This window comes from Dyadobacter sp. SG02 (assembly GCF_900109045.1).
Taxonomy (GTDB): domain Bacteria; phylum Bacteroidota; class Bacteroidia; order Cytophagales; family Spirosomataceae; genus Dyadobacter.
In genome coordinates this window covers 387,557-413,067 of record NZ_FNYL01000003.1, presented here as the reverse complement: position 1 = coordinate 413,067, position 25,511 = coordinate 387,557, and the positions used below count along the sequence as shown (strand labels likewise).

At 49.3% G+C, this 25,511-nt stretch carries 24 protein-coding genes; 16 read left to right on the top strand and 8 right to left on the bottom strand.

Annotated elements, in window-relative coordinates:
- The first annotated feature begins 4 nt into the window (after window positions 1–4).
- Both ispF and BMW93_RS08780 read left to right on the top strand, forming a co-directional pair.
- Window positions 5–508 carry a 2-C-methyl-D-erythritol 2,4-cyclodiphosphate synthase gene (gene ispF / locus BMW93_RS08785; RefSeq protein WP_090374841.1) on the top strand — a complete coding sequence of 168 codons (504 nt, stop codon included), beginning with the start codon at window positions 5–7 and terminating at the stop codon, window positions 506–508.
- A 28-nt stretch (window positions 509–536) separates the two neighbouring features.
- Complete coding sequence (locus BMW93_RS08780) at window positions 537–1,676, top strand: amidohydrolase family protein (RefSeq protein WP_090374840.1); 1,140 nt, start codon at window positions 537–539, stop codon at window positions 1,674–1,676.
- Between the two features lie 8 nt (window positions 1,677–1,684).
- On the opposite strand, the gene BMW93_RS08775 is transcribed toward BMW93_RS08780, so the two are convergent.
- A complete protein-coding gene (locus tag BMW93_RS08775; RefSeq protein WP_090374839.1) occupies window positions 1,685–2,803 on the bottom strand; it encodes a lipopolysaccharide assembly protein LapB in 1,119 nt (372 codons plus the stop codon).
- 138 nt (window positions 2,804–2,941) lie between these two features.
- Between BMW93_RS08775 and BMW93_RS08770 the strand changes: the two genes are divergently transcribed.
- Entirely contained in the window at window positions 2,942–4,183 is a 1,242-nt protein-coding gene (locus tag BMW93_RS08770) for a pitrilysin family protein (RefSeq protein WP_090374838.1), read from the top strand.
- A 68-nt stretch (window positions 4,184–4,251) separates the two neighbouring features.
- On the opposite strand, the gene BMW93_RS08765 is transcribed toward BMW93_RS08770, so the two are convergent.
- Window positions 4,252–5,544, bottom strand: coding sequence for a pitrilysin family protein (locus tag BMW93_RS08765; protein WP_090374837.1), 1,293 nt, complete (start codon window positions 5,542–5,544; stop codon window positions 4,252–4,254).
- 90 nt (window positions 5,545–5,634) lie between these two features.
- Here BMW93_RS08765 and BMW93_RS08760 point away from each other — a divergent pair, with 90 nt between their 5' ends.
- Entirely contained in the window at window positions 5,635–6,753 is a 1,119-nt protein-coding gene (locus BMW93_RS08760) for a glycosyltransferase family 1 protein (protein ID WP_090374836.1), read from the top strand.
- Here the strand turns inward: BMW93_RS08760 and BMW93_RS08755 are convergent, their stop codons facing one another.
- Both BMW93_RS08755 and BMW93_RS08750 read right to left on the bottom strand, forming a co-directional pair.
- Entirely contained in the window at window positions 6,754–8,160 is a 1,407-nt protein-coding gene (locus tag BMW93_RS08755; RefSeq protein WP_090374835.1) for a lipopolysaccharide assembly protein LapB, read from the bottom strand.
- 76 nt (window positions 8,161–8,236) lie between these two features.
- Entirely contained in the window at window positions 8,237–9,235 is a 999-nt protein-coding gene (locus BMW93_RS08750) for an NAD-dependent epimerase/dehydratase family protein (protein WP_090374834.1), read from the bottom strand.
- A gap of 146 nt (window positions 9,236–9,381) precedes the next feature.
- On the opposite strand from BMW93_RS08750, the gene metG reads away from it, so the two are divergent.
- Entirely contained in the window at window positions 9,382–11,457 is a 2,076-nt protein-coding gene (gene metG, locus BMW93_RS08745) for a methionine--tRNA ligase (protein WP_090374833.1), read from the top strand.
- A gap of 45 nt (window positions 11,458–11,502) precedes the next feature.
- Here the strand turns inward: metG and BMW93_RS08740 are convergent, their stop codons facing one another.
- The 3 genes from BMW93_RS08740 to BMW93_RS08730 all read right to left on the bottom strand — a co-directional run bounded on the left by BMW93_RS08740 (window position 11,503) and on the right by BMW93_RS08730 (window position 13,054).
- Window positions 11,503–11,832 carry a hypothetical protein gene (locus BMW93_RS08740; protein WP_090374832.1) on the bottom strand — a complete coding sequence of 110 codons (330 nt, stop codon included), beginning with the start codon at window positions 11,830–11,832 and terminating at the stop codon, window positions 11,503–11,505.
- Between the two features lie 255 nt (window positions 11,833–12,087).
- Entirely contained in the window at window positions 12,088–12,438 is a 351-nt protein-coding gene (locus BMW93_RS08735; RefSeq protein WP_229240282.1) for an Hsp20/alpha crystallin family protein, read from the bottom strand.
- Window positions 12,439–12,769: 331 nt separating this feature from the next.
- Window positions 12,770–13,054 carry a SelT/SelW/SelH family protein gene (locus BMW93_RS08730; RefSeq protein WP_409013074.1) on the bottom strand — a complete coding sequence of 95 codons (285 nt, stop codon included), beginning with the start codon at window positions 13,052–13,054 and terminating at the stop codon, window positions 12,770–12,772.
- Between the two features lie 399 nt (window positions 13,055–13,453).
- Here BMW93_RS08730 and BMW93_RS08725 point away from each other — a divergent pair, with 399 nt between their 5' ends.
- The 5 genes from BMW93_RS08725 to BMW93_RS08705 all read left to right on the top strand — a co-directional run bounded on the left by BMW93_RS08725 (window position 13,454) and on the right by BMW93_RS08705 (window position 16,836).
- Complete coding sequence (locus tag BMW93_RS08725) at window positions 13,454–13,855, top strand: hypothetical protein (protein ID WP_090374830.1); 402 nt, start codon at window positions 13,454–13,456, stop codon at window positions 13,853–13,855.
- Between the two features lie 156 nt (window positions 13,856–14,011).
- Window positions 14,012–14,569, top strand: a complete 558-nt coding sequence (locus tag BMW93_RS08720; RefSeq protein WP_143061626.1) for a hypothetical protein — start codon at window positions 14,012–14,014, stop codon at window positions 14,567–14,569.
- The gene (locus tag BMW93_RS08715) at window positions 14,559–15,422 is read left to right on the top strand and encodes a sensor histidine kinase (RefSeq protein ID WP_090374828.1); all 864 of its coding nucleotides are present in this window, start codon (window positions 14,559–14,561) and stop codon (window positions 15,420–15,422) included. The genes BMW93_RS08720 and BMW93_RS08715 overlap by 11 nt, the downstream gene beginning before the upstream one ends.
- 4 nt (window positions 15,423–15,426) lie before the next feature.
- Window positions 15,427–16,086 (top strand): response regulator transcription factor, encoded by a 660-nt coding sequence (locus BMW93_RS08710; protein ID WP_015812427.1) that lies wholly within the window; start codon window positions 15,427–15,429, stop codon window positions 16,084–16,086.
- A 69-nt stretch (window positions 16,087–16,155) separates the two neighbouring features.
- Window positions 16,156–16,836 carry a type 1 glutamine amidotransferase domain-containing protein gene (locus tag BMW93_RS08705; RefSeq protein WP_090374827.1) on the top strand — a complete coding sequence of 227 codons (681 nt, stop codon included), beginning with the start codon at window positions 16,156–16,158 and terminating at the stop codon, window positions 16,834–16,836.
- Window positions 16,837–16,847: 11 nt separating this feature from the next.
- On the opposite strand, the gene rfbC is transcribed toward BMW93_RS08705, so the two are convergent.
- Complete coding sequence (gene rfbC, locus BMW93_RS08700) at window positions 16,848–17,393, bottom strand: dTDP-4-dehydrorhamnose 3,5-epimerase (protein ID WP_090374826.1); 546 nt, start codon at window positions 17,391–17,393, stop codon at window positions 16,848–16,850.
- A 97-nt stretch (window positions 17,394–17,490) separates the two neighbouring features.
- On the opposite strand from rfbC, the gene pyrF reads away from it, so the two are divergent.
- The 6 genes from pyrF to BMW93_RS08670 all read left to right on the top strand — a co-directional run bounded on the left by pyrF (window position 17,491) and on the right by BMW93_RS08670 (window position 25,290).
- Window positions 17,491–18,315, top strand: coding sequence for an orotidine-5'-phosphate decarboxylase (pyrF, locus tag BMW93_RS08695; protein ID WP_090374825.1), 825 nt, complete (start codon window positions 17,491–17,493; stop codon window positions 18,313–18,315).
- A 43-nt stretch (window positions 18,316–18,358) separates the two neighbouring features.
- A complete protein-coding gene (gene lysA / locus BMW93_RS08690) occupies window positions 18,359–19,588 on the top strand; it encodes a diaminopimelate decarboxylase (protein ID WP_090374824.1) in 1,230 nt (409 codons plus the stop codon).
- 125 nt (window positions 19,589–19,713) lie between these two features.
- Window positions 19,714–20,178 (top strand): YciI family protein, encoded by a 465-nt coding sequence (locus BMW93_RS08685; RefSeq protein ID WP_090374823.1) that lies wholly within the window; start codon window positions 19,714–19,716, stop codon window positions 20,176–20,178.
- 123 nt (window positions 20,179–20,301) lie between these two features.
- Window positions 20,302–22,905 (top strand): ATP-dependent chaperone ClpB, encoded by a 2,604-nt coding sequence (clpB, locus tag BMW93_RS08680; RefSeq protein WP_090374822.1) that lies wholly within the window; start codon window positions 20,302–20,304, stop codon window positions 22,903–22,905.
- Between the two features lie 213 nt (window positions 22,906–23,118).
- Window positions 23,119–23,670 carry a type 1 glutamine amidotransferase domain-containing protein gene (locus BMW93_RS08675; protein ID WP_090374821.1) on the top strand — a complete coding sequence of 184 codons (552 nt, stop codon included), beginning with the start codon at window positions 23,119–23,121 and terminating at the stop codon, window positions 23,668–23,670.
- 114 nt (window positions 23,671–23,784) lie between these two features.
- Entirely contained in the window at window positions 23,785–25,290 is a 1,506-nt protein-coding gene (locus BMW93_RS08670) for an ATP-binding cassette domain-containing protein (RefSeq protein WP_090375081.1), read from the top strand.
- Window positions 25,291–25,511: the final 221 nt, after the last annotated feature.

Sequence of the window (25,511 nt, the reverse complement as noted above, 5' to 3'; positions counted from 1 at the left end):
TATTATGTTCCCATTCCGCGTAGGCCAGGGCTACGATGTTCATCAGTTGGTAGAAGGCCGGCCGTTCTGGCTCGGCGGTATTTTAATCCCCCATACACACGGCGCAAAAGGGCATTCCGATGCCGATGTAGTTTGCCACGTGATGTGCGACGCGCTCCTGGGCGCGGCCAATCTCCGCAATATCGGTTACCATTTTTCCGACAAAGACCCGCAATGGAAGGGTGTCGACAGTAAAATCCTTTTAGCAAAAGTATTGGAAATGATCCGTGAAAAAGGCTACGAGGTAGGGAATGTGGATGTCACAGTCGTATTGCAAAACCCGAAATTGAACCCGCATATTCCGGCCATGAAAACCTGCCTGGCCGAAGTTACGGGTATTTCAGAAGAAGATATTTCGATCAAAGCCACCACTTCCGAGCATTTAGGGTTCGTGGGAAGGGAAGAGGGTATTGCCGCCCATTGTGTGGCCTTGATCTACAAACCCGGCGCATTTCCGGGTAATGCCTAGCCAACGTTCCTGTCTAAAATAGATTTGCATGAAAAAAGTAGTACTGTTCCTCTCCCTTTCCATGGGCGTGACTTTCAGCGCGTGCGCCCAGCAATCATCCGCGCCACTGGCCGAGCAGCCGCTCGGTTTTGAAGAATACGATCCGATTTCCACGCTGAAAGTGGCGGAACACCCGCTTAAAAAAGCGAAATTTCCATTTATCGACGTGCATAATCATCAATATCAAATGCCTTCGCAGGATTTGAAAGCATTGGTAAAAGAGATGGACGCGCTGAATATGGGCATTATGGTGAACCTCAGCGGCCGGGGCTGGTCGCAGGAATGGGCCGAAGGAACGGCTACTTTGAAAGGTTCACTGGAAAACGTAGCCAAAAACGAGCCGAAGCGTATTGCCGTTTTTACGAACCTTCAATTCAAAGGTTTTGGTGACAAAGACTGGTCCGCCAAAGCAGTGAAGCAACTGGAAGAGGACGTCAAAATGGGCGCCAAAGGTTTGAAAATTTACAAAAGCCTTGGTTTTGCGGGAATCAAGGACGACAAAGGCAATCGCGTACCCGTGAGCGATCCGCGCTTGCAGGCGGTTTGGCAGAAATGCGGCGAGCTCGGTATCCCCGTGCTGATCCACACGGCCGACGTGCCTTCGTTCTGGGACCCGATGGACCGCTATAACGAGCGCTGGCTCGAACTGAAAACGCATCCCGGACGCAAACGCGGGCCTAACGACCCCATTCCGTTCGACTCGCTCATCGCCGAGCAACACCATATATTCAAAATGAACCCGAAAACGACGTTCATCAATGCGCATATGGGCTGGTACCCCAACAACCTCAAAAAGCTCGACAGTCTGATGATCGCTTTCCCGAATATGTATGTGGAAATAGGCGCCGTAATAGCCGAGCTCGGCCGCCAGCCCCGCACCGCGAAGAAGTTTTTTGATAAATACCAGGACCGTGTCCTGTTTGGAAAAGACAGCTGGGTGCCCGCCGAATATGCCACCTATTTCCGCGTGCTCGAAACAGAAGACGAATATTTCCCCTACCACAAAAAGTACCATGCATTCTGGCGCATGTACGGTATGGGCCTATCCGACGAAGTATTGAAAAAGCTATACTATAAAAACGCACTGAAAATTATCCCGGGCCTGGATAAGAGCCTTTTCCCCAACTAATCAGCGCATCATTTAAATGCCTTGGCTTCGCGAACAACCGACCGGTATTCCGCCTTGCCAAGGCATTTTTTATAATATTCCCTGGCTTTCGATTTGTTGCCCGCACGTGCGGAAATGCGCGCTAGGCCCGCGTAAGCGAATGCGTGATATTCTTTCGTGTACTGGTCGTCGTGAGGCGTTTTGAGCGCCGCCAGGTATTCCTTTTGGGCGGCCGCGTCGTTTTTCCGGTCTTTTTCTTCCAGAATTCCCTGAAATGTGCGCCAGGCGACCGGGTAAAAACCGGTATTTTGCTTGCGAAGCAGCTGAACCCCTTCATGCGCCTGATCGTATTTCCCCGAAAGTATTTGTGCCTCCACCTGTTTCATCAGGAAAATAGGGTTTCTCGGGTACGAATCCACCAGTTTTTCCATGTAAAACACGGCCTTCTCGGGCTTCGCTTCATATTTCAGGTAAATGTGAGAAATGTAATAGCATGACTCGGCTTTCGTAATCGTCCCGACTTTCGTAGCGGTATCTACCTGTTTCAAACCCAGAGCCTTATCGCCATTTTTGAAGAACACCAGCAATGGCTTTACAATGGGATGCTCTTCGGGATATACTTCCACATAATAATTGTACATTCCCGAGGTGAAATAAAACTCCGGGTTCTTGTTCATCAGCTTAAAACCCTCGACGAATGCATTGTAAGCCTTTTTCCCCTCTCCTGCCGCAGCCATCATTTCACCGCGATAATTGTACATCATCGCCATATACCCCCGGGCTACCATCGTATAAAACACGGCTTCGGGGTCGGTGCTGCTCTTTCCGTAACGCTTGTTGATCGCTTCAAGGCACTGATCGAGCTTTTGAATGTATTCTTTCGATTTCGTCGGATTGTCCTTGATAGGCAGGTATTTCCAGTAAAGGATAAATGAATCGAGAATGTAGGAAATCGGGTGATTGGGGTACTTTTTTTCGACCTGATCGATGATTTCCGTCGCGTCGTCGAACTCGTAGTTGTAGATTTTGTCGAGGCTGTTTTGGATGTTTTTTAACGAAGCAGGGTCATTCAGTAATTGTGCATTGGCCTGCGTTGTACACAGGGCAAGTAAAACCCCTATGCACAGCGAATGAAGTGTAATTTGCATGGCTCTCAACTAAATTGGTTTGGTGGTGTCCCAGCTGAACAGTAGCTTTGTTTATAACCCATAATCGGATGCGCGGGTTTCGGTCCCCGGTTTTATTTTGGTTAAAATCTCAACTCTCAACTTCCTTTTTGATAAAATATGATTCGTTACAAGCAGTTCACACTGGGGAATGGCCTGCGGGTATTCGTGCACGAGGACTTTTCGACCCCCATGGCTGCGGTCAATATCGTTTATAATGTAGGCTCCCGGGACGAAGACGAAGAACGCACCGGTTTTGCGCATTTGTTCGAGCATTTGATGTTCGGAGGTTCGAAAAACATTCCCAGCTACGATATTCCGGTGCAAAATGTGGGGGGCGAAAACAATGCATTCACCTCCCCGGATATCACCAATTACTACATCACATTACCGGCAGATAACGTAGAAACGGCATTCTGGCTCGAATCCGACCGGATGTTGAGCCTTTCATTCGATCCCAATGTGCTCGAAGTGCAGCGCAAAGTGGTGATCGAAGAATTCAAGCAGCGGTATCTCAACCAGCCCTACGGTGATATGTGGCTGAAATTGCGGCCATTAGCATACAAAGCACACCCTTATCGCTGGGCGACGATCGGCAAGGATATCGGTCATATTGAGCGTGCTACCATGGATGATGTGCAGGATTTCTTCTTCCGGTTCTACCGTCCCAACAATGCGGTAATGGTCGTGGCGGGGGCAGTGGCGCTCGAAAAAGTACAGGAGCTCGCCGAGAAATGGTTTGGCGGCATTCCCGCCGGGCCTGCGTATGTCCGCAACCTTCCTGCCGAACCGGTACAAACCGAAGCACGGTTTCTCGAAACGTCCGCCAACGTACCGCTGAATTCGCTGATCAAGGTTTTCCATATGCCCGGAAGGTATGATGCCGGTTTCTATGCCAGCGATTTGCTGAGCGATATTTTGGGAAGAGGTAAATCTTCGAGGTTGTATCAGAAATTGCTGAAAGAACGCGCGCTGTTCAACAGCATCAGCGGCAGCATTATTTCATCGCTGGACCCAGGCTTGCTGATGGTGAAAGGTAACCTGAACCCCGGCGTGAGTTTGGAGGAAGCCGACGCTGCGGTAACCGAAGTTTTGCAGGAAATCGTTGAAAATGGTGCAACGGAGGAAGAAGTAACGAAGGTGAAGAACCAATCGGAAGCGTCCCTGGCATTTTCGGAGGTTGAACTGCTCAACCGCGCGATGAACCTCGCATTTGCGGCCAACGCGGGTAATGTAGATTGGGCTAATGCCGACGCGGATATTATCAGGGCATTGACGACCGATGATATTAACAATGCGGCAAAATCCATTCTGAGACCTGAAAATACGTCGACCATGTATTACAGGGCGGAAGCAAAATAAAAAACTGAATGCAAAAAGCGCTGCCGACTCACTTGAATCGGCAGCGCTTTTTACTTTATATCAAGATCTCATTCCTCGGGCAGGAAAGTGAGATAGCTAAAATTCTGCTCATTGAATAGCTCCATAGCGATTTCCTGCAACTGAGCGGAAGTAATCTGCTCGATTTCACCGAAAATCTCCGGCAAAGAATCGACCTTCCCCGTATCGAGAATGCTTTTCGCCATCATAAGCATAAAACTCATATTGCTCTCCTCCGACATCGCCAGCTGACCCATGAGCTGCACCTTCGTCTGATGTAGTTGCAGCGTCGTCAAAGGCACTTCCCGGATTCGCTTCAATTCTTTGTTGATTAAAGAAATGCTCTTCGTCAGCTGTTTTTTCTCGGTACCAAAGAAAATACCTGTAAAACCGGTATCCAGATACGGCGTGTAGTTCGCTTCTATCGAGTACACAAAACCATATTTTTCACGCAACGAAAGATTGAACCGAGAGTTCATTCCCGGCCCGCCTAACAGGTTTACCAGCATAAAAAACGGTAGACGACGGTCATCGAGCAATGCATAAGCCGGCTGACCCATTGCCACCTGCGCCTGCTGGATCGGGCGCTCGCGTTCCTGGCGTACGGGCGTGTAGATCACCGGCGCATCCCGTTTTCTCGACGTAGTGCGATGCGGCACGCCGCCCAGGTATTTCTCGGCAATACGGATCACCCTTGAAAACGGGAGACGGCTCACCGACGACACTACAATGCGCTCGGTGTCTATATTATGATTGATGAATTCGTATAACTGTTCCCGGCCAAATGAATTGACCGTTTCGGCTGTGCCGAGGATATTGGCGCCTAATGCGTGCTCAGGAAAGATCAACTGGTCGAAATCGTCCTGAATGGCGTCCTCAGGCGAGTCCACATACATTGACATTTCTTCGAGGATGACATTCCGCTCCCGTTCTATTTGCTTGTCAGGGAATACCGAATGAAAAGTAATATCGGCCAGCAAATCCATCGCCTTTTCGAAATGATCGTCGAGTACCGAAGCGTGGAAGCAGATTTTCTCTTTGGTCGTATAGGCGTTCAGCTCCCCGCCGACGTTTTCCAGGCGATTGATCACGTGGTACGAGCTTCTTTTTTCAGTACCCTTGAAAGCCATATGTTCCCAGAAGTGCGCCAGGCCTTGCTGGTGGGGCAATTCGTCGCGGCTACCAATGTCGAGCATAATGCCGCAATGCGCTATTTGCGTGTAAGGAACCTGCTTGTGTGCAATGCGGATCCCGTTGGTCAGCGTGTGTATCTGATATTCTTCGGCTGTTGAAAGGGAGGTTGCTTTGGGGTTACCCCGTTTGCGGACATTGTTTCTCTTCATTCCTTTTTAACACAAAATAGCCACCAATAATTTTCGGTGGTATCCGCAAAAATACGGACTTTTGCCCGGAAAGCCTTGCAGTTAAAGATTATGCGTATCGGATTCGACGCCAAAAGAGCGTTTGCCAATAAAACTGGTCTGGGAAATTACAGCCGCTTCGTGCTCGATGCATTAATAGTGCATGAACCTGGTCAGGAATACCTCGCCTACACGCCTAAAAACAACCGGAATCTGTTCGAAGAATTTCCTGGCGGATCAATACATTACCCGAAAGGTTTCATTGATCAAAAACTTTCAGCCTACTGGCGCTACGCGCGCATCACGCGCCAGCTCCGCGAGGATCATATCGACGTTTACCACGGCCTCAGCAACGAAATCCCGCAAGGGTTGCAAGCAGCCGGCATTCAATCTGTGGTAACCATTCACGACCTCATTTTTGAAAGGCTTCCGCATTTATTCAAGCCAGTCGATCGCGCCATTTACCGCCACAAATTCCAGTCCGCCTGCAAGCGTGCAGACGCCGTGGTGGCGGTAAGCGACCAAACCCGTCGTGATCTCATCGAGCTATACGGTGTCGACGACACCAAAATCAAGGTCATTTACCAGGATTGTAATCCGGTATTCCAAAAGCGGCTTACCGTAGAAGAGCGAGGCCGCATTTGCGCTGAACATGGCATTGACGGACCATTCATTCTTTGTGTAGGCACATTGGAAGAGCGCAAAAACCAGCACCGGTTGATAGAAGCATTTGCCCGGTTGAAAAACCATGATTTCAAACTGGTATTGGTCGGAAAACCGACCCCCTATTTGCAAAAAATCAAGCAGACAATCCAGCGGCTGAAACTGGAAGACCGGGTACTTTTGCTGCATCATGTCTCCTCGCCGCATTTACCGGCATTATATCAGGCTGCGGAAGTATTTGCATACATCTCGATTTATGAAGGTTTCGGCATCCCCATTGTCGAAGCATTGCACAGCGGCACGGCAGTTTTAGCAGCAAAAGGCTCTTGCCTGGAAGAAGCGGGCGGCCCGGGCGGGCTTTATTCAGATCCCTATCAAACAGAAAACATCAGCGAACAGCTGCAAAAGCTGGTCACTGATGTTCATCTTCGGAATTCTTTATCGGAAGCGGGTAAGCTGCATGTGCAACAATTTGCAGGCAAACGCATTGCCGGGCAGCTGGTCCAGCTTTACCAAAGCCTCAGCTGATTATTTCTCGCGGTACTGCTCGATAATCCGGTACAATGCTTTCTGTTTTTCCAGATCAGGAAAGAAATCGAAAAGCTGTTCGTGACCGTCGTAATCGAGCGTTAAACCGATTTCCAGGTTCACCAATGCTTCGCGGTATTGTCCGGCGTGGATCTGGTAAACTGCCATTCGATAATACAGGTCCGCTTCTTCGGACATTTCATCGATTGCCGCCTGCAATAAGTCGCACGCGCGGGCATAATTGCCTTGCTCGAACAGCACATACGACCATTTCAACCAGATATCCGGATTCGAAGGCTCGATTTCGGCCGCTTTTTCAAATGCTTCGAATGCAGAAACGACATTACCTACTTTAAATTCGGTTTCGGCCAATGCGAGCCAGTAATCCGGGTTCAGTTCGGTAATCTGAATGGCTTTTCTAAGAAAGCCAACCGCTTCGTACCAGCGGCCGAGTTCGCTGAAACAGATTCCCAGACCATACCAACCGTCGTCCCACTGGCTATCCAGCTTGACGGTTTGGCGGTAATATTTAATCGCTGTCTCGAATTCGCCTAATTTCTCATAACACGTACCCAGGCAGCAGCACGTTTCCGGCTGGTCGCCTTCGAGCTCGATCGCCCGCAGGTATTGCGTTTTGGCATCCTCATATTTTTCCAGGTTCATGTAGGAATTTCCTAACTGGAAAAATGCGGACGCAAAATCATCTTTGATCAGCGTCGCATACTCATACGCGTGCACGGCATCCTCGTGGCGTTCCAGCTTGCTGAACGCGATACCAAGGTTATACCAGGCATGGTGCGAGAACGGGTCACGATCGACGAGGTCATTATAATAGCCCAAATGACTTTCCAGCTGGCCTACCAGGTCGAGGCAATGGGCCAGTTCGTAAAGCGCATTCTCGTTATTCAGGTTATTACGGAGCGACCGTTTATAATACTTGATCGCATCCTCGTATTTGCCCCAGTTCTGATAAGTCTGTCCGATCTGGAAATAAATTTCATCCGTATCCTCCACCCTGCCGAGCAGGTTTTCAAGGATTTCGATCGCCTCTTCATATTCTCCCATCATATTGGCTACCGCCACCTGCATGAAAGAAATTTCAATGTCGCCGGGATGGAAAAGTGAGGCGCGCTCCAATATTTCGAGGGCCAATTCGTGCTCGCCGCGGTTGGCGTGCAGCTGGACCATGCTGAGCAGCAGGTCGAGCGAATAGGGGTAGTCCGACAGGCCCATCTCACAAGCTTTGAAAGCTTTTTCCCAATCCCCCTTTTCTATGTAATGTACTGTAACCTTTTCGTAAGTATCCAAATCAAAAAAGACCGGCTCGTCGGTTTTCAGCATTCTTTCGAACCTGAGCAGTGTCTCCTTCATATAATCCTTCCTTTCACCGAAATTTTTCTCCATCATACGAACCGCTAGGTTAGAATCGAGGGCAAATGCACCACTATTAATGAAAGAAAGTTATAAAATAATTCCCCGGATTTCAAATCCTCCTGATCAAACTTTCACTAATGCGGGACACCGTTTCCTCAATAGACTTAAATTGAAAATCCAATGCTTTCCTGACTTTGCCATTGTCATAGGTGATCTTTCTGGCGGCCGATTGCGCTGTTTCTTTGGTAATCAGCGGCTTGGTACCCAATAGCCACGTCCGAACAGCCTCTACCCGCCAGATCACCCCGGCCAAGCCAGCACCGACCTTAAAGGACGGCCTTTTGCGGTGCATTTTATCCGCTATTAAGTTGAACAAATTATGGTACGAAATGCTCCCCGCGTTGAGCAGGAAACGTTCCCCGGCAATGTCGGAGCCTGCCAGCCGGTACACGATTTCGGCCACATCCTGCACGTCCACGACGTTCGCGATGCCCTCCGTATAAAACGGCTTTTCTCTATATACGTACCTGAAAATCTGTGTGCTGCTCTTCTCCCAATCGCCTTCTCCGAGGATCAATGTCGGGTTCACGATCACGGCGTTGAGCCCTTCGGCGATACCCCGCCACACTTCCAGCTCGGCCATATGCTTGGTTTTGGCATATTCGGAATTTTCAGGTGAATCCTCCCACCGTTGCTCCTCGTTCAACACAACAGACTGCCCGCCCGCCTGCTTACGTTTATCTGGCCGACCGATAGCGGCAATGCTGCTGACGTGCACCAGTTTTTGTGTTTTATATTTCAAACACACGTTCACCACGTTGGCAGTGCCTTCCGCGTTCACTTTGTACATCATTTTCCGGTCGCGCGGCACGAACGACACTACCGCTGCGGTATGCACCACATAATCAACCTGTTCGATGAGTTTTTCGAGCGAGAGAATATCGAGAATATCCCCTTCTACCCAGGTAAGGTTCGCATGTGTATCCGCGAGCAGCCGCTTGTCGGCGCCCGGGCGCGCGAGTGCGAACACTTCATGATTTTCCGACAGAAACTTCCTGGCCACTGCACTGCCCACCAAGCCCGTCGCACCGGTAATGAGTACTTTCATGTAAGCAGAACAAATTGTTTGGGTCAAAGTTCGTAGTAAAAAAGTAGTTTGTCACACCATTGCAAGCCTTTTTACTAATTTTACGCTCCGGCCACACCGGGGAGCGACGCTATGCTCCGATGATTGAACCAAATCCCTGATTTCAAATGCCCATTTCAAATCCTGAAAGATATACCGTTACCGCAGCGCTGATCTACGCCAACGGCCCGATCCACATCGGACATTTGGCGGGCTGTTATGTACCTGCCGATATATACGTTCGCTATTTGCGCGCTTCCGGCAAGGAAGTGGCGTTTATCAGCGGTACCGACGAGCATGGCGTGCCCATTACCATCCGCGCCAAAAAGGAAGGCCTTACCCCACAGCAAGTAGTCGATAAATATTATGAGCAGATCGACGCTTCGTTCAAATCGCTGGGTATTTCCTTCGACGTTTATTCGCGCACAAGCAAGCCTGTCCATCATGAAACCTCCCGCGAAATTTTCAGGGATTTGTATGATAAAAAGGTATTCATCGAAGAAACGACCGAGCAATACTATGACGAAACCGCGCAGCAGTTCCTGGCCGACCGGTACATTGTAGGCACCTGCCCTGTTTGTGCAAACCCGAATGCATACGGCGACCAATGCGAACGATGCGGCTCTACATTGAGCCCGTTGGAGCTGAAAGACCCACGCTCGACGCTCTCGGGAGCGAAGCCGGTTCTGAAAGCGACCAAAAACTGGTATTTGCCGCTCGACAAAATGCAGCCGGATATTGAAGCGTATGTCAATGGTCACCCGGAATGGAAAACCAACGTGTTCGGGCAATGCCAATCCTGGTTGAAAGACGGCCTGAAACCCCGCGCCATGACCCGCGACCTTGACTGGGGCATTAAAGTACCCGTGGAAGACACCGAGGGCAAAGTACTATATGTATGGTTCGAAGCGCCGATCGGCTACATTTCGGCTACCAAAGACTGGCTGATTCAAAAGAACGGCACCGACGAAGGCTGGCAGAAATGGTGGCAGCCCGCCAAAGACGCATCGCAGGGCGAGACCAAACTCGTGCATTTCATTGGAAAGGACAATATCGTTTTCCACTGCATTATCTTCCCGGCGATGCTGATGGCGGAAGGGAATTACATCCTGGCCGATAATGTGCCTGCCAACGAATTCATGAACCTGGAAGGCGACAAGATTTCGACCTCGCGCAACTGGGCCGTGTGGCTGCATGAGTACCTCGAAGAACTACCCGGCAAGCAGGACGTGTTGCGTTACGTGCTTACTGCGAATGCACCCGAAACCAAAGACAGCGAGTTTACCTGGAAAGACTTCCAGACCCGCAACAACAGTGAACTGGTAGGTATTTACGGAAACTTCATCAACCGCGCCGTGGTGCTGACGCAGAAATTCTGCGAAGGCAAAGTACCACAACGCGGCGAATTGCAGGATATCGACCGCGCCGCACTCGCCGAACTGGCTGCATTCCCGGCAAGAATTGCCGAATCAATGGAAAATTACCGTTTCCGCGAAGCGCTCGCATCGATTATGGACCTCGCGCGTACAGGAAACAAATACCTGGCCGATACCCAGCCATGGCACGTAATCAAAACCGACCCTGAGCGCGTGAATACCATTTTGAATATCGCATTGCAGATTTCAGCCACGCTCTCGATCGTTTCCGAGCCGGTATTGCCATTTACAGCAGCCAAAATCCAGGAACAACTCGGACTATCCGGCAAAAACTGGAAGGATGCGGGTAATGCAGATTTGCTGGCGGCCGGTCAGCCGGTTTTAGAAGGAAAATTGCTTTTTGAAAAAATAGAAGACAGCGTAATCGAAACACAGGTGCAGAAACTGCACGATGCCAAAAGGCTGAACGAGCTGGAAGGCAAGACGGTGCTTCCTGTCAAACCTGAAATTCAATATGACGATTTCGCAAAAATGGATATTCGCATTGCGACCATCCTCGAAGCCGAAAATGTACCCAAAAGCAAAAAGCTGCTGAAACTGCGGATCGACATTGGTTCAGAGCAGCGGACTGTTCTGAGCGGCATTTCGGAGCATTTTAAAGCCGAAGATGTGATTGGCAGGAAGGTATTGTACCTCGCAAACCTGGCCCCGAGAAAGATGATGGGAATGGAAAGCCACGGTATGATCCTCATGGCAGAAGACCGCGACGGCAGCCTTGCATTCGTTCAACCAGGCAAGGACGTCTGGAACGGCGGGACGGTCAATTAAACTCAACGGCCCTGCACTGGCGGAGTACCGTGCAGGGCCTCCTTTTTACTGAAACTCCTTTTTCACGGAATCGTAAATCGAGTTAACCCGCTCTACCAAAGAGAAGCACTCTTTGTCGCTCAGATGATCGATCGTGTTGCTGACGGCATTCGATACTATCCGACCTTCCTCGTTTACTTTGGCACCTTTCTGCTTGACAACGGTAAGAATGCTTTCCCACTCGCCAACCAATCCTTCTGAAAAATACCTGGGTTCGATAATGTTGAAGTAGGCCGACTGAGATTTTAGTTTCTGCCTCAGTTTGGACTGGTCAACCTTGAGTTCATCGACTAGCTTGGTAAGCTCAATAAAAGCGAAAATATTAGACTTTTTCATAACGTTGAGAAATTGACGAGCACTAAGGATTTGAATTGCAAGATACAGATATGTAAGTCCTTTTTTGAAAAAGTGGGGAATCTTTACTCAATCTTAATGCATTCTATTGGAAGCGTACAACGACTACACGGATTAGTACCATACGACCCATCAAATTACTTCGCAAAGTCTGTCAAAAACCCCTCTGAGACAGCCCACGGGCAATAAAAAAGCCCGGCGATTAGGCCAGGCTCTACAAAGATTTGCTTCTAATTTCTACCAGCGCTCGATATCTACCTTGCGGTGATAGTCACCCTGTTCGTCCCCAAACGGAAGGAACAGTACCAGTTGACGACGGTCGTCGTCGTACCTCGCCGATATATTATCTATATCTACTCCGTCCGGGATGACGAAGGTATTAATGAAACGGATTGTCTTCCACTGCTCGTCGTCGGGCAAATTCTCCTGTGAAAATATAGGCAGCAAGTGGAAAAGCTTTAAGTTATTTGAGTTTCTCTTACCTTTTACAACTTCCAATTGCAGATCCTCAACCTCGATGCCTGGAATTTTCACAACTACTTCGAAACCGTCCGATCCTTTGTCAAGCTTGATAGAGGGCTCACTCATTCCACCGTTTACTGTGTTAATGAAATCTATGTTCATCAACATCTCCCGTGGTATTTTCAGTTTGCTTTCCATAGCTATCGCGTTTTAGGTTCACAAGTTTTACCTATTAACGAAAAACTGTGTGCCAAAGATCGTTTTCTGACAAAAAACTACACTAATGGCGCCAATCCGGGAAGGGTGTAATTTTTAGGAAATCGGCAATTACAGCCCTCTGGTGCATTTCAATTAAGGGTCTCCGGTTAACAGAAGACGAGACAATACATGAATGCCAAAATAGCAGCCCAACTTCTCCTGATGCGCCATAATGGCGCAAATTGATTCTATCGAACCATCACCGGTCGCTGTGTCCGAGACTACGATCTGGTGCGATGATGTCCCTGACCCGTTGTTTAATTTCTTTCGGCTCAGGGAAATGGCCCTCGCGTTTTCTGTCCCAGAGCAATTCTTCGCCAATCGTAATGGTATAGCGGCCCGCAACCTCCGAAGGCCGCAGCTGTACGGCGTGCAGGTCGTCGCCGAATGTAGTCAGCAGTTCCTGCGCCATCCAGGCGGCCCGCAATAGCCATCCGCATTTCGGGCAGTATTCGATTTCTATGGTTGGTTTCATGTTGTTCATTAGTATAAATACCAAAAATCGGTATTGAAAGCATAGAATCAAAAAAGCCGCGAAGGACATTCCCTCGCGGCTTTCGAACATAACCTAACCCTTTAATCTTGATGAGAAAGCTTTGTAAAAGTCTTCCCTAACGCTTTACAAATGTACAGGGCTCGTCACAAGCATTTTAGCGCAAAAATCCCCGATTTTCAGCACGGGTAGGCTTACAAGTGCAACATCGTATTATTGCCCGCCGACTATACGTAAAATTACGTGTTTTTCGACAAGCAGGAACAAATTCTACTGATTCACAATTAGTTACAAAAGAACCGTTAAATCAATTGCAATGGGTCGGCTTGCCCTTCCCTGACCGGGGGCTTACATTTACATTGCATTTATTGTTATATTTTACCTAAAACCATGGATACAAAAAGATTTACAGGTCAGGAGGGCAAACTGATTTCAGCGTCGGAAGCCCAGGAGCTTACGACTCCACACCAAAAAAGAGAGCGTTACTTCACCGACAAAGGTGAAAACTACGTAAAGGCTGAGTTCTTCGGCATTCATACGTTCAACGAACTAATGAAGCTGCACGGCGACAACTGCGTTGGGTTCAGAGTGTATTACGGCTTGAGAGACGAGGAGGAAGACGACGATGCGAAGACAGAAAAATCAAAAAAACCAACACCGAGACTCGTTTTGGTCCCTGTCGACGCCGACGGAAAGGATATTATCAGGACTGCGCAATTGGGCGGACTGAAAGACATGCCTAACCAGGGTGAAGCCATGACTGGCGGACCACTTTGCCCGCGCCGCTGCTAACATTCTAAATCATTTTAGATGCTTGAGAGTTACTTCTCCTATATCATAAGGCAGCCGGTTATCAGTGCTCCGGTATTTTTGAACTTGCTGCCTATTTTACTGATTTGGCGAAAGAGAGCATACAATGATAAATTGTTACTCATCCTATTTGTCTATTTGTTATTAAAACTCGGGGTTGATCTCGTGATGTTCGATTTGGCCTCGCATAGAAAAAACAATGTAGTCTATTATAATGTGAGCATTCCCATAAGGTACGTTCTGACCAGCTGGATGTACTATTATGAATTCGATAGCAAATTGCACCGGCGGTGGGTGCTTGCGTCCTGGCCATTGTTCGTGGCATTTTCAATGTGGGATGCTATTCATACAAACCCATTGATGAGCGATATACACAATCACAATGTGGTTTTGTACTCGGCCACGATTGAAAGCCTGCTGATGCTTTTCTGGATCATGCTTTACTTTTATAATACCATACGCGCACTTAAAATCCCAAATCTTCTGAGTTATCCATTTTTTTGGATTTGCTCGGGATTACTTTTATATTATTCCAGCTTCATATTCATTGCTCCGGTACTGCATTATGCGGCCAAGTGGGACCAATGGATGGACATCGGCACGCTGGATTACATACCTTACGTTTTTGAGAGCGTAAGTCTCATACTTTTTAGCATTGGGATCGCCCAATACCGTGACAAGTCCTATGCAAAGTAACGACGAACTCAAACTGGTACTGCTCATAGCATCCATCGCGATGCTGATGATGGCTTTTTTTGTCATCGCTTTCGTCATGTACTACCAGAAAAAGAGATTCGAGGAGGAAAAACGTATCAACGACATCGAAAAAAACTACAACCGGCTGCTCTTAGACACCGCACTGAACTCGGAGGAAACAGAACGACGGAGGATTGCGCAGGATTTGCATGATGATATCGGTACAATGCTGTCGCTCACCAAGTTAAGTCTCAACCAATTGAGTAAATTAGTAACCAATTCGGGGGACGAGAAGGAAGAAAGCATCATGAAAAAATCGCAGTCGCTGGTGGAAGAGACAATCCTGCACGTGCGTCGCATTACGCGCGACCTGGTGCCTACCACGCTGGAACGGTTCGGGTTGATGGAGGCGATCGAAGAGTTCATTCATAAACTGGAAGAGGATAACAATCTGGTGATTGCGTTTCATTCTGACACAGAGGAATTTCCACGCCAGGGCCAGAAGCTGGAACTGACGCTTTACCGCATTATGCAGGAACTGGTCAACAACGCGATCAAACATGCGAGCTGCACAAAAATCGATATTGTGCTGGAAATCGATGAAGAAATGATAGGTTTGCGTGTGACCGACAATGGTGTCGGTTTCGACCCTGAAAAAATAAAAGAAAGCAACCTGGCAGGGCTGGGTTTGCTGGGAATTGAGAGCCGGTTGGCCATAGTAAATGGAACGGTCCAGTACGAACAGCCGGCCAAGGGCGGTTCCAGTGCCATCGCGAGGATTCCGGTAAACCCGGCATCCGGTAACAAACCTGAACCATTACATCCATTCCGCCGGGAACGAGTGAATATTTAATGCTATGAGCACCCTTAAACTAGGAATTGCCGACGATCACGAACTATTCAGAAAGGGGTTTATCTCCATGCTGAGCGGCATTCCCGATTTCGAATTTATACTGGAAGCCGGCAATGGCCAGGAACTCCTGGATCGTCTGCCCGCCAACACGCCTGACATCGTTTTCATGGATCTGCAAATGCCCGTTATGGACGGCATTCAGGCCACGGAAGCCGCTTTCGAACGTTTTCCGAACATCAAAATCATCGTGGTTTCGATGTATAACGAGGACCGTTTCGTGATTCACATGCTCGAAAAGGGCGTGCAGGGATATTTGCTGAAAGATACAAGCCCCGATGAGGTCGAAAAAGCGATCAGAAGGGTTCACGAAGAAGGTTTTTATTACAACGACTTCGTTTCCAAGGCCATGCACCGCAAAATGGTGAACCGGCAGGTCAACAAGCACCCGTTCTTCCCGAATGCATGCAACGTGGCGCTCTCGTCGCGCGAAAAGGAAGTACTTCAATTGATTTGCGACGGCCTTTCCACGACGGAAATCGGCGACAAACTGTTCATCAGCGTGCGCACGGTGGAAGGGCACCGGCTGCGGGTTTTGGAAAAAACTGGTACCAAAAGCACCGCGGCCGCCGTGGCGTTCGCCTACAAAAACCAGCTGCTCAGCTAAGCATAATGCTTTCATGATAAAAACTTCCGGGGTTTATGTTATATTTCCCGGCGTCATCCATGTATAGCTATGAAAGTCCTGATCGTCTGCACTAACCACGACACTTATCCGACCAAAACCTCCAAAACAGGTCTTTGGTTGAATGAATTGACGCACTTTTACGACGTAATGGCAAAAAGGCGCATCCTGATGGACGTCGTGAGCCCGTTAGGCGGCGCAATACCGGTGGATGAGAGAAGCATCGACCTGAAAGACGAATGCAATGCACGCTACTGGGACGATACTGCATTCCGTGCAAAGCTCCAAAATTCCCTCAGACCCTCCGACGTGATACCTGCCGATTACCGGTTGATTTATTTCGCCGGCGGCCATGGTGCAATGTCGGATTTCAGCGACAATACCGAACTGCAAAACATCGCAAAGACCATTTACGAGCGGAATGGCATGATTACAGCCGTTGCGCACGGCGTTTGCGGTTTGCTCAATATCAAACTGTCCGACGGCACCCTGCTTATTCAGGACAAATACGTGACTGCCTATTCTAATGTAGAGGAAGCGCTCGTAAGTTTTGTGAGCGAAGTACCGTTTTACCTCGAAGACAAATTGAAGGAGCGCGGCGCCCATTACACCAAAGCGATGATCCCTTTTGTGGAATTCATAGAAATGGACGAACGGCTCATTACGGGGCAAAATTCACATTCAGCCCGGAAAGTAGCGACGAAAGCCCTGGAAGAGCTTTTTGAAAAATAACTTTTAGTTTTTTACTTAACCAACTCCCCGAAAAGTGCTCGGAAAGTAGGCAGGATCAGGTCTTTTTCCGAAACGATCGGATCGGTGATTCCCCAGTCGATATTCAGATCAGGATCGTTCCAGAGAATACCCGATTCGGACTCCTTACTGTAAAGGTTGGTGCATTTGTAGCTGAAAACTGAATCTTCCAAAGCCACAAATCCGTGCGCAAAGCCTTCCGGAATGTAAGCGATATTATTCCGTTCCCCGCTTAGTTCGAATACCTCGTGCTTGCCGAACGTCGCTGAATCCCGACGGATGTCCACCGCCACGTCCAGCACTCTGCCCGAGATCACGCGCACCAGCTTACCCTGCGCGAAAGGCGCATTCTGGAAATGCAGACCTCGTACTACACCTTTTTTCGAGAACGACTGATTGTCCTGAACGAAGTTTACAGGCAGACCGAGTTTTTTAAATGTCTCCTCATTATACGATTCAAAGAACATTCCACGGTCGTCGCCAAAGACCCTTGGAAAAATTTCAACTAGACCGGCAATGGAAGTTTCTCGAATCTGCATATGTCGTGATGTGTTGGTTGGAGCAAAGTTTAATGTTGGGGCAAATTTATGAATCTATTGGAAGAGGTTGTAATTTCGCCGCAATATTTACAAAATCATGACTTATCAAGAGCTCTTCCAGCAAATTTCGACCAAACGGTCCTATTTGTGTGTGGGTTTGGACACCGATATCCAGAAAATCCCGGCGCATTTATTGAAAACCGACGATCCGATTTTTGAATTCAATAAACAGATCATCGACGCCACGGCCGATTATTGCGTTTCTTACAAACCCAATATTGCATTCTATGAAGCATTGGGGCCAAAGGGTTGGGAGAGCCTTCAAAAAACCGTCGAGTACATTCCGAAAAGCCATTTCACCATTGCCGACGCCAAACGCGGCGATATCGGAAACACGTCCGGCCTGTACGCCCGTGCGTTTTTTGACAAATCGTCATCCGGCCTCGATTTCGACTCTATCACCGTGGCTCCCTACATGGGCAGCGATTCGGTGACGCCGTTCCTGGCATTCGAAGGCAAATGGGTGATATTGCTCGCATTAACCTCCAATCCGGGCAGCGCCGATTTCCAGCGGCTGGATGTCGAAGGCAATACATTATACGAAAATGTCCTGCGCACCTCGCAGACCTGGGCTGGCGCGGAGCGCATGATGTACGTGGTAGGCGCAACCCACCCGTCCGATTTTCAGAAAATCCGCGCCATTGTACCCGACCATTTCCTCCTCGTACCCGGTGTAGGCGCGCAAGGCGGTAACCTCGAAGAAGTTTCCCGTTTTGGCATGAACAAAAGCTGTGGACTGCTCGTGAATGCGTCGCGCAGCATTATCTACGCCAGCAACGGCACAGATTTCGCGGAAAAAGCGAAGCAGGAAGCTCAGGCACTCCAACAGGAAATGGCTGTTTACCTGGATAAATATTTGTAATTAAAAAACATCCCGGTTCACTACCGGCCACCCATACCACCCAATGCAACTTTCTGACCATTACCCATATTCGATCCAGGGAATCGACCCTGCTCAGTTAATCATCCAGTACGGAAGCCCTTTATACGTGTACGACGGCGCGACCATCCGCAGGAAGGCCGCCGAACTGCAACATGCATTTGCAGGTGTGAATATGAAGATCAAATTTGCCTGCAAGGCGAATACCAACCTGGCCATACTCCGGCTGATGCGCGAAATTGGCGTAGAACTGGACGTAGTTTCTCCCGGAGAGCTAGAAATGGGGAAAATCGCAGGGTACGATGCCAGCCAGATCACATTTACTCCCAGCGGCGTACATTTTGAAGAAGTACGCGAGGCGGTGGAAGCCGGCGCAATCGTGAATGTCGACAGTATTCCGTTGCTGGAATGGTTTGGACAAACTTACGGCAATACCAGGCCTTGTATGATCCGTATCAAGCCCAATGTGGCTGCCGGCGGGCACACCAAAATCATGACCGCGCACGCCGATTCCAAGTTCGGGATTTCGGTATTGCTGCTCGACCAGATCCTGGAAGTGATCCGGAAATATGATATCAAGGTAATCGGCTTGCACCAGCATACCGGTTCGGACATTAAGGATGCCGAGCCGTTCCTGAAAGTGGCTGATATCCTTTTGGAAACTGCAAAACACTTCCCCGACTTGCAAATCATCGATCTGGGCGGCGGGTTCAAGGTTTCTTACCTCCCCGGCGATGCCATTACGGATATGGATTTGCTGGGTAAAAAAATTTCCAAACGTTTCCAGACCTTCTGCCAGGAGTACGGCCGCGAATTACAGCTCTGGTTTGAGCCGGGCAAATTTCTCGTGAGCGAATCCGGGTTTCTTTTCGTGAGTACCAATGTGGTGAAAGAAGATCCGGCCCGCAATTTCGTGCACGTGGATTCGGGCCTTAACCATCTGATCCGCCCGATGATGTATGGCTCCTACCATCACATTCTCAATATTTCAAACCCGAAAGGCGAGTTGAAGCATTATAATGTGGTAGGATATATTTGCGAAACCGACACTTTCGCGACCGATCGCGAGTTGCCGGAGGTACGCCAGGGGGATGTACTCGCATTCCTGAATGCGGGCGCCTATGGTCTGACAATGAGTTCAAATTACAATGCGCGCTTCCGTCCGGCCGAAGTGCTGATCGATAATGGCGTAGCAAAGCTGGTAAGACGCCGCGAGACGCTGGAAGATCTGCTCAAAACGCAAATGGATATCTGACATTGATTTAAAATCTAAAAACAAGAAGCTGCATTGGATTGCCCATGCAGCTTCTTGTTTTTAAATGCATTCTTTTCAGTTAAAAAATCAATACATTTAAATATTAACCTATCCATCGATCGACTATGAAAGCCCTGTACATCACACTTTTGCTATTCGCACCCTTGTTTGCCCCAAGTCTCGTGCACGCGCAATCCAATCAGGCTGCCTACGATTCCACGCTCGCCAAAAAGCTGGGCGCGGATGAGTATGGGATGAAAAAGTATGTCATGGTGCTCCTGAAAACCGGGACAGCCACCGGATTACCCAAAACCCAAACAGACAGCCTTTTCGCCGGGCATATGCAGAATATTAACCGTCTGGCCGATTCCGGAAAACTCGTCGTAGCCGGCCCTTTCTTTAAAAATGACAAGTACCGCGGCATATTCATCCTGAATGCGGATTCGTTGGAGGAAGGCAAAAAGCTCGTCGAAACCGACCCGGCCGTGCAGGCAAAGCTGCTGGATATGGATTTATTGATGTGGTACGGCTCCGCGGCATTGGCGGAAACGCTCGAAATCCACAAGAAGATCGAGAAGAAAAGCCATTGATTTCTTGCCATTTTGTCCGACAAACCCCCTTCACGTCACCTTTTTGAGACAAAATTTCCGATTTAACCGGTCGGCACACCCTTTTTCGTATAGCATTGTATCATTAACGACGTGATCAACGCTATGAACTTTAACCAATATACTATTAAGGCACAGGAGGTGATCCAGCACGCCGCGCAGATGGTCCAGGGCAACCAGCAACAGGCTATTGAAACCGCGCACGTGTTGAAATCCATTTTGGAAGAAGACCCGAATACGTCATTGTTTTTACTGAATAAGCTCAATATCAGTGCAGACGTACTCAACAACCGTTTGCAAAAGATATTGGACGGTTACCCGCGCGTGAGCGGGGGCCAGCCCTACCTGGGCAACGATATGGCCGCTGCCAGTGGCAAGGCGCAGAATTACCTGAAAGAATTCGGCGACGAATTCATCAGCATCGAGCTGCTGTTATTGGGTATACTCAGCGGAAAAGATTCCACAGCTACCCTCATGAAGGAGCTGGGATTCAGTGAAAAGGAATTGATCAATGCTATCAAAGAACTTAGAGGAAAAAATAACCCTGTGAAAGATCAAAACGCAGAAGCCAAATACCGCTCTCTGGAACGGTACAGCAAAAATTTGAATGAATTGGCCAAAGCCGGTAAAATTGACCCGGTGATCGGTCGTGACGAAGAAATTAGGCGGGTATTGCAGATTCTGAGCCGCCGTACCAAAAACAACCCGATCCTGCTCGGCGAGCCGGGTGTGGGTAAAACTGCTATTGTGGAAGGTCTCGCGCAACGCATTGTGCAGGGCGATGTTCCCGAAAACCTGAAATCCAAAACGATCGTATCGCTCGATTTAGGTTTGCTGATCGCCGGCGCGAAATACAAAGGTGAATTTGAAGAAAGGCTGAAAGCCGTTATCAAAGAGGTAACCGATTCGGAAGGCGAGATTGTACTTTTCATTGACGAAATACACACGCTGATCGGCGCGGGTGGCGGCGGCGAAAGTGCCATGGATGCGGCCAACCTGCTGAAACCCGCATTGGCACGCGGTGAACTGCACGCGATCGGTGCTACCACTTTGAAAGAATACCAGAAATACGTCGAGAAGGATAAAGCTTTGGAACGCCGTTTCCAGGCTGTGATGGTGGATGAGCCTAATATTCCCGATGCGATCAGCATTTTGAGGGGTATTAAAGAAAAATATGAACTGCACCACGGGGTACGCATTCAGGATGACGCCGTGATAGCCGCAGTGGAGCTTTCAAACCGCTACATCAGCGACCGTTTCCTGCCCGATAAGGCCATTGACCTGATGGACGAGGCCGCCTCCAAACTCCGTCTGGAGATGGACAGCGTGCCCGAAGAACTCGACGAACTGAACCGCCGGATCATGCAGCTCGAAATCGAGCGCGAGGCGATCCGCCGTGAAAATAATAAGGACAAGGAAACTGTTCTGAATAAAGAAATTGCCGACCTCAGCGAACAACGTAATACCCTGAAAGCCCAGTGGGAGAATGAAAAGGGTAAAGTGAATGAGGTACGCGCATTGAAAGAACAAAGCGAACAGCTCCGCCTCGAAGCGGAACAAGCGGAACGCGCGGGTGACTTTGGCAAGGTTGCGGAGATCCGCTACGGCCGCATCCCGGAGGTTCAAACCAAATTGGAAGAACTGCAAAAATCCGAGAATGCAGAAAGTTTAATGCAGGAAGAGATCACACCGGAAGATATTGCGGAAGTCGTTGCGAAATGGACCGGAATCCCCGTCAGCAAAATGCTGCAAAGCGACCGTGAGAAGCTGCTGCAACTCGAAGAGCATTTGCACCAGCGTGTCGCAGGCCAGAATGAGGCCATTGAGGTGGTTTCCGATGCAGTGCGCCGTAGCCGTGCCGGTTTGCAGGATGCGAAACGGCCGATCGGCAGCTTCCTCTTCCTCGGTCCGACCGGGGTAGGTAAAACCGAGCTGGCAAAAACGCTGGCCGAATACCTTTTCAACGATGAGAATGCCATGGTGCGGATCGATATGAGCGAGTACCAGGAACGCCACGCCGTAAGCCGGCTCGTGGGAGCGCCTCCGGGATATGTGGGTTACGACGAAGGCGGCCAATTGACCGAAGCCGTGCGACGCAAACCTTACAGCGTGATCCTGCTCGACGAGATCGAAAAAGCGCATCCGGATGTTTGGAATATCCTCCTGCAAGTGCTCGACGAAGGCCGCCTGACCGATAACAAAGGCCGCGTGGCGAACTTCAAGAACACGATCATCATTATGACCTCGAACATCGGAAGCCACATTATCCAGGAGAAATTCGCGGAGGATGAAGGCTGGAACCGTACGCTGATCGTCGAGGAAGCTAAACAGGCGGTACTCGACCTGCTGAAAGCATCGGTAAGGCCCGAGTTCCTTAACCGGATCGACGAGATCGTGCTTTTTGAACCATTGACGCTGAAAAACATCCGCAAGATCGTAGACATTCAGTTCAAAGGCATTCAAAATATGCTTAAAGAACAGGGTATCACGCTCGACGCGACCGACGAAGCGCTCACCAAACTCGGTGAAGACGGTTTCGATCCGGCATTCGGAGCGCGTCCGCTGAAACGGGTGCTTCAAAGAAGAATCCTGAATGAATTGTCGAAAGGCATTCTGAGCGGACAGGTTGCGAAGGATTCGGTGATCATGATGGAGCTCGACGCAAAAGGCGATCTGGTCTTCGAAAACGTTGGCGGCGTAGAGATTTAATCAAGGAATAATGCTAATACGGAGAGCGGCAGCGATGCCGCTCTTTTTGTTTTCCCCAAATCGCGGCTTCCCACATGTCCCATTCCCACGTTGTGGAAGCGATGCGTCGCCCCGTTGCTGCGTGCTCGACCCAAAAGCAAGTCGGATTTTTGGCATAGTTTTTGTACAATTAATTGTTCTAATAATCTAACCTTCTAATCTGCACCTAAATCCATGGAACAATCATTAAATTTGATCAAAGTCGCGATACTTGTTGCCGATGGATTTGAGCAGGTTGAAATGACCTGCCCCAGAAAAGTCCTAAACCAACATGGAGCTACCACGCACGTCATTTCGCCCAACAAGGACATTGTGAAAGGATGGAGCCATCTCGATTGGGGAGAAAACCACCAGGTCGACGTCCCGCTGGATATGGCACGTGCCGAATACTACGACGCACTGCTGCTTCCGGGCGGCGTAATGGGCCTCGACGCGCTGCGGGTCAACCAAAAGGCGGTCGATTTTGTCCGTTCGTTCTTTTTTGCAGGAAAACCGGTGGCAGCCATTTGCCACGGGCCGCAAATCCTGATCGACGCCGACGTGGTACTCGGCCGCACGCTCACTTCCTATGCCGCCATCCGCCACGACCTGGAAAATGCGGGCGCGATATGGGTGGACCAGGAAGTGGTAACCAACAACGGCCTCGTCACAAGCCGCACAACCGACGACCTTTCGGCATTTGTCGACACGATGATACGCGAATTCAATATGGAATTGCATCATTAGTCCCATTAGTCACTGATTCAAACGCTTAGCAAGGGCATCCCGCAACGGATGCTCTTTTTGTTTCCATTTGAGGCTAAAATTTTGGTATTTGCCCTTTCATTACCTGGTTTTCGCATGACACTCATTTCGCTTCAAAACGTATCCGTCCGCAAATACGAATCAACAGTCCTTTCTGACATTAACTGGCATATTGAACAAGGGAAAAACTGGGCGATTATTGGTCCGAATGGCTCCGGCAAGTCGGTGCTACTGGAAGTGATCGCGGGCAAATGGCCCGTGCTGACAGGCAAAATCGCCTATGACTGGACGACGCCCATTCGTGAAAATATTGAGCTTGCCTCTAATGATTACTCGTTCAACCGCATCGTGAGCGCCGGCGCCGAGTACTACCAGCAACGCTTCCACGCGTACGAGTCCGAGCGCGCACCCAGCGTGCGTGCGATTTTGACCGATCAGCTAAGACCGGTAGGAACCGTGGATGATAAATCCGTGAAGTTAGAGCCGTCAAAAATCAGCGATGAAGAACTGGCACGCGTGAGCAGGCTGCTATCCATCACCCATTTGCTCGATCACCCGTTTGTGACGCTCTCCAATGGCGAAACGAGAAGAATGCTTTTGGCCAAATCCCTTTTAAAAAAACCAAAAGTATTAATGCTTGACAACGCATTCAGCGGTCTCGACGTGCATTCGCGTGAGGTACTTCGCAATGCATTGACTGAACTGGCCCAACATGGCGTAACGATCATTATGGCAACCACAGCCACCGAAATCCCGCCGTGCATTACCGATGTACTGGAACTGGAAGCCGGCAAAATAGCTGCGACGAAGCCTGTGGCGCAGTTCAAAACCACCGGAGCGCATAGTCCCCATTTCCCGCAGCCCGATCCGCAGAAACTGGCACATTTCGGCCATCCCGAATTCACCGGTTTTCAATATGCACTGGATTTGAGGAACATCCGTGTCAAATATGGCGAAGATCAGATCCTCGACAGTGTGAACTGGAAGATTGCAAAAGGAGAGAAATGGGCGTTATCTGGCCCAAACGGTTCCGGTAAATCGACACTACTGAGCATTATCACGGCCGACAATCCGCAGCGTTTTGCGAATGATTATGATTTGTTCGATCAAAAACGGGGCGGCGCAGGCGCGTCGATCTGGGATATCAAGCAGAAAATCGGGCACGTTTCGCCGGAACTGCATTTGTATTTCCCGAGAAACACAACGGTTTTCAAAACCATTGCCTCCGGCTTTTTCGACGCTACGGGTGTCTTCTTTAAAAAACTCACCGAAACACAAATCGAGCGCGTGCATGAAGTAGCTGAACTGCTTCACGTGCATGATTTGATCGAAAAGGATTTCTCGCAACTTTCAAAAGGTCAGCAGAGAATGGTTCTGCTGGCGCGCGCACTGGTCAAAAACCCGCCGCTATTGATACTAGACGAACCTTGCCAGGGCCTCGACACCGACGCGATCGACTACTTCAAATCCGTTGTGAATGCTATTTGCGATACCGATCAGCGGACGTTGATCTACGTTTCCCATTATCCAAACGAGATCCCCAGCTGTGTGACGCATTACCTCAGACTCGCGAACGGCAGGGTGGCTGATGGTGAGGTGTAATCAGGTGTGGTCAAGTGTTGTCAGCTGTTGTCAAGAGTTGTCAAGTGTAGTCAGCTGTTGTTAAGTGTTGTCAAGAGTAGTCAGGTGTGGTCAAGTGTTGTCAAGTTTTGTCAGCTGTTGTCAAGTGTTGTCAGGCCTGGTCAGGTATTGTCAAAATTCTCGACTCATTTGAGAAACAACCAATGACTGTAAATGACCATTTTTGACTATAAATGACTACC

Coding starts and splice junctions, on each gene's coding strand:
- BMW93_RS08755 (WP_090374835.1), bottom strand. CDS start 8,160: ATGATGGAGAAAAATTTCGGTGAAAGGAAGGATTATATGAAGGAGACA.
- lysA (WP_090374824.1), top strand. CDS start 18,359: ATGCAACTTTCTGACCATTACCCATATTCGATCCAGGGAATCGACCCT.
- BMW93_RS08740 (WP_090374832.1), bottom strand. CDS start 11,832: ATGAAAAAGTCTAATATTTTCGCTTTTATTGAGCTTACCAAGCTAGTC.
- BMW93_RS08770 (WP_090374838.1), top strand. CDS start 2,942: ATGATTCGTTACAAGCAGTTCACACTGGGGAATGGCCTGCGGGTATTC.
- BMW93_RS08765 (WP_090374837.1), bottom strand. CDS start 5,544: ATGAAGAGAAACAATGTCCGCAAACGGGGTAACCCCAAAGCAACCTCC.
- metG (WP_090374833.1), top strand. CDS start 9,382: ATGCCCATTTCAAATCCTGAAAGATATACCGTTACCGCAGCGCTGATC.
- ispF (WP_090374841.1), top strand. CDS start 5: ATGTTCCCATTCCGCGTAGGCCAGGGCTACGATGTTCATCAGTTGGTA.
- BMW93_RS08730 (WP_409013074.1), bottom strand. CDS start 13,054: ATGAACAACATGAAACCAACCATAGAAATCGAATACTGCCCGAAATGC.
- BMW93_RS08685 (WP_090374823.1), top strand. CDS start 19,714: ATGAAAGCCCTGTACATCACACTTTTGCTATTCGCACCCTTGTTTGCC.
- BMW93_RS08775 (WP_090374839.1), bottom strand. CDS start 2,803: ATGCAAATTACACTTCATTCGCTGTGCATAGGGGTTTTACTTGCCCTG.
- rfbC (WP_090374826.1), bottom strand. CDS start 17,393: ATGCAGATTCGAGAAACTTCCATTGCCGGTCTAGTTGAAATTTTTCCA.
- pyrF (WP_090374825.1), top strand. CDS start 17,491: ATGACTTATCAAGAGCTCTTCCAGCAAATTTCGACCAAACGGTCCTAT.
- BMW93_RS08725 (WP_090374830.1), top strand. CDS start 13,454: ATGGATACAAAAAGATTTACAGGTCAGGAGGGCAAACTGATTTCAGCG.
- clpB (WP_090374822.1), top strand. CDS start 20,302: ATGAACTTTAACCAATATACTATTAAGGCACAGGAGGTGATCCAGCAC.
- BMW93_RS08710 (WP_015812427.1), top strand. CDS start 15,427: ATGAGCACCCTTAAACTAGGAATTGCCGACGATCACGAACTATTCAGA.
- BMW93_RS08760 (WP_090374836.1), top strand. CDS start 5,635: ATGCGTATCGGATTCGACGCCAAAAGAGCGTTTGCCAATAAAACTGGT.
- BMW93_RS08715 (WP_090374828.1), top strand. CDS start 14,559: ATGCAAAGTAACGACGAACTCAAACTGGTACTGCTCATAGCATCCATC.
- BMW93_RS08750 (WP_090374834.1), bottom strand. CDS start 9,235: ATGAAAGTACTCATTACCGGTGCGACGGGCTTGGTGGGCAGTGCAGTG.
- BMW93_RS08670 (WP_090375081.1), top strand. CDS start 23,785: ATGACACTCATTTCGCTTCAAAACGTATCCGTCCGCAAATACGAATCA.
- BMW93_RS08780 (WP_090374840.1), top strand. CDS start 537: ATGAAAAAAGTAGTACTGTTCCTCTCCCTTTCCATGGGCGTGACTTTC.
- BMW93_RS08705 (WP_090374827.1), top strand. CDS start 16,156: ATGAAAGTCCTGATCGTCTGCACTAACCACGACACTTATCCGACCAAA.
- BMW93_RS08675 (WP_090374821.1), top strand. CDS start 23,119: ATGGAACAATCATTAAATTTGATCAAAGTCGCGATACTTGTTGCCGAT.
- BMW93_RS08735 (WP_229240282.1), bottom strand. CDS start 12,438: ATGAGTGAGCCCTCTATCAAGCTTGACAAAGGATCGGACGGTTTCGAA.